Source organism: Mycobacterium sp., from assembly GCF_049280035.1.
Classification (GTDB): Bacteria; Actinomycetota; Actinomycetes; order Mycobacteriales; family Mycobacteriaceae; genus Mycobacterium.
In genome coordinates this window covers 1-3,431 of the sequence record NZ_JBAPPI010000345.1, presented here as the reverse complement: position 1 = coordinate 3,431, position 3,431 = coordinate 1, and the positions used below count along the sequence as shown (strand labels likewise).

At 61.5% G+C, this 3,431-nt stretch carries 5 protein-coding genes; all 5 read right to left on the bottom strand.

Annotation, left to right across the window (positions count from 1 at the left end):
* Positions 1 to 563 (bottom strand): helix-turn-helix domain-containing protein (locus tag WAN71_RS11615; RefSeq protein WP_422225467.1); only part of this gene is annotated, 563 nt, incomplete at its 3' end.
* Positions 564 to 577: 14 nt separating this feature from the next.
* Complete coding sequence (locus tag WAN71_RS11610; RefSeq protein WP_422225466.1) at positions 578 to 838, bottom strand: cytochrome C oxidase subunit IV family protein; 261 nt, start codon at positions 836 to 838, stop codon at positions 578 to 580.
* Between the two features lie 3 nt (positions 839 to 841).
* Positions 842 to 1,411, bottom strand: a complete 570-nt coding sequence (locus tag WAN71_RS11605; RefSeq protein WP_422225468.1) for a cytochrome c oxidase subunit 3 — start codon at positions 1,409 to 1,411, stop codon at positions 842 to 844.
* A gap of 44 nt (positions 1,412 to 1,455) precedes the next feature.
* On the bottom strand, positions 1,456 to 2,190 hold the full coding sequence (locus WAN71_RS11600; RefSeq protein ID WP_422225465.1) for a hypothetical protein: 735 nt from the start codon (positions 2,188 to 2,190) through the stop codon (positions 1,456 to 1,458).
* Between the two features lie 341 nt (positions 2,191 to 2,531).
* The coding region (locus WAN71_RS11595) for a cytochrome P450 (RefSeq protein ID WP_422225464.1) at positions 2,532 to 3,431 on the bottom strand (900 nt) is incomplete at its 5' end.

Sequence of the window (3,431 nt, the reverse complement as noted above, 5' to 3'; positions counted from 1 at the left end):
GGCACGTCGTCATCCGTAGGGTAGGTGCTGCGAAGGAAGGTCGCCGCCGCGCCGACGAACAGGATCATGAGCCGCAACTGCAACGCCGGCGACGAGTGCCGTAGACCTTCCGCTGCCAGGTATGTGTCGACGGGGGCAATCATGGGTGTCAGCGTTTCGGTGATCTTTCCGCGCAAGCGCTCTAGCGCACCCTCAGTCGAAGAACTGACGAACAGGTGCACCATCGCTCTAGCGATGGACTGATTCGCGGACATGAACTGGTAGAAGCCGGTGGTGAAGCGCCGGATCAGCCGGTCGTGGTCCATCGTCGTCAGGGCAGGGTCGTCGAGCCACCGTTGGTGCAACCCGCTAACCGCGTGGAGCAGGGGCGTCGCCACTGCATCGAAGAAAAGCTTCTCCTTGCTGTCGAAGTATCGAAAGATCAGGTCGTGTGATACGCCTGCGCGCGAGGCGATCTCGCGCGTCGTGGCTTCATAGCCGCGCTCTGCGAACACCTCGCGAGCGGCATCCTCGAGCAGTCCTGGAGCGCTGCCGCGCCGAACACGTTGGCCTTGAGCACCCATAACGAACCTCAGAGCTAGAAGTACATACCGGCGAGACCCATCCAAAGGATCACGCAGTATGCCTCGAAGGCGCCACGCAACAAGAGCGGAGCGTTGCGCAACTCCATAAAATCCAGGCCGACGAACCGGACCTTGATCAGCGCGAGACCAAGGACCACGACGGCGACACCTGAACCGACCTTGTGGTCGGCGCCCACCGCCCACGACACGATCGTGACGGCGACGAGGACCAGCCAGACGTATGTCGAGCGAGCGCGCAGCAGTGAGAGGGTCATCAGTCAACTCACCAGATAGAGCAACGGGAAAAGAACGATCCACAACAGGTCCACGAGGTGCCAGAAACAGGCCCCGCCTTCAACGAGCGCCATCCTGGTGGCGCTGAGTTCGGTGTGTCGCGCCTGGATCAAAAGCAGGATCAGCACCATCAAGCCGATCAGCACGTGGAACAGATGCAGGCCGGTCAGGATGAAGAAGTATAGGTAGAAGTTATTTTGAGTCGGGACGTGGCCCTGCGACACCTTCGCCGTGTACTCAATGGCCTTGAACCCGACGAACGCCAGCCCGCATACCAGGCCGCCGGCGAGGAGCACCTGGGCCGTACGAGGCTGAAACAAGCGAATCGCCCGCACGGCAGTCACAACGAAAAGGGAACTGGTCAGCAGGATCAGCGTGTTGGTCAGGCCGATGCCGATGCTGAGCGTGTGGCTCGATTGGTTGAACAATTCGGGCGCCAGGGAGCGCTGATACATGAAGGTCGCGAAGAAGACCCCGAACACCACCATGTCGCCGAACAGGAAGATCCACACTCCAGGTTCACCCGGTACATGGCGAGCGGCCTTGGCCGCCATCGACCCGTCGTCGCCATTAACTACCGACTGCAGGGTGGTCTGGTTCATGCCGCCGGTTCCCAAACGCGTTCGGCTGCGTTCCTCGTGCGTTCGTGGGCTTCGACGTCAACCGCCTTGACGAGCATGACCGAGGTGACGGCTTGCCAGATGCAGAAGACCGTCAGGGGGATCCAGAATGCGAATATTCCGTTCCACGCCAGCGGTCCGGTCTTGAACAGGTAGATCGCGCAACCGGGAACACCGAGCACGGCGTACCAGATGTTGAAATAGCCGAACCACCGTGGGAAGCTAGGCACTTCGCGCTTGTCGACGAACAACACGGCGAGCGCAAGGATCACGACCTGGGTGATCAGCGGGCCGACAAGGCCGACGAAAATGAACCAGAACACGTCGTTAAGCGCTTGCGTTACATCGGGATTGCGGTCCGGACGGTATGCGGCGGTGACGGCGAAGATCGCACACAGCGAGAAACCAAAAGGGAAAGTCACGCCGAGCAGGATCTGGGTGAGCGACATGACGCCCCAGTAGCCTTCGATCCTGCGCACCTGCCGGGCAAGCAGCGCCCAGAACGGAGCCCAAGCGAAGGCGAAAAAGACCATCAAAGCCAAGCCGATGCGAATGCGCAGCGCGTCCTCGGTGTATCTGGCGGCGACTTGCGCTGCGCTGTCGCTGGGGTCGATCGGCGGGATGATCCCGGCGATGAGCCAAAACATCACCAAAAATGCGAGCAGCATAACCACGCCCGACCAGGCGGCTACCTTCTCGATTTTCACGTGCATGACGCACTCCTACTGTCGCAGCGGTGAGACGACGCCACAGTAAGCCGGACACTTGACGTTAGTCAACCATTGATTGACTAAAAGTGATCAGACGATGGTTCGACGCCGAAGCTGATTACTTGAGGGCCAATTCGGGAGCCGGTAACCGCAATCCCCAGATCGACTATGCATAGTTCGACGCGTCGGCCGTTGCCGCGGAGCTGTTGGACTGGCTATGAAACCGGTTGGCGCACTACAAGTGTCCGCAGCCGCTCTCGTTCGAGGCGCAGCTGCCCCGGAGTGATACCGGCACGTTGTACAAACAGCAGCTCGTCGGAAAGTACTCGCCGACGGGTAGCCGATTAGCCCAGTCTCAGTGGTACGCGTTCGAGTGCAAAGGTGCTCGCGGGGAACACGATCTTCGGTTCCTCGCCGACTTCCACCGAGAATTCGGGTATGCGCCGGAGCCATTCGTCCACGATCAACCTGAGCTCCAGGCGGGCCAGGTGCGATCCCAGACAACGGTGCGGCCCGCCACCGAATCCCCAGTGCCGGTGCACCTTTCCGTCCATCACTACATCGTTGGTCGAGATTTCGTCGCTGTCGTCACGATTGATCGCGGCGATGCACAACCGCACCATGGTGTCGGCGGGCAGCGTGACGTCCCCGATGGTGACCTCGGTAGTGGTCACACGGGGCAGCATCGGCGCCGGCGGCTCCAGCCGGACGATCTCCTCGACGAACACATCGATCTGGTCGGGATCCTCGCGGAGGGTGGCCCGTAACTCCGGGTTGCGGGCGAGCTCCAGCAGGGCGGAACTCATCGCCGCGGTGACGGTGTCCAGCCCGGCCAGGACGAAGAGGAAGCTCAGGCCCATCACCTCGGCGTCGTCCAGCGGCTCCTCGCCGGTGAGCAACTGCGACAGGATGTCCGGCCCGGGGTCGGCCCGCCGCGCGTCGATCGCCTCGGTGAGGTAGGCGACCAATTCGAGTGCCGGCGTCAGGTCGGCATCCTCGAGTGACGGCGCTTCCGAGATCGCGATGACCGAGGTTTTCCACGCGACGAGCTTGTCGCGATCCTTCAGCGGCAGCCCGAACAGGGTCAGGAATACCTGTGAGGGGTATGGGATCGCAACGTCGGCCACGACTTCGCACTCGCCTTGTGCGGCTACCTGCTCAATGATCTGGATTGCCTGCTGCTGCAGCGAGGGCAGCATCTCTTTCAAGGTGTGCGGGCTGAAGAAGGGCTGCAGGATCTTGCG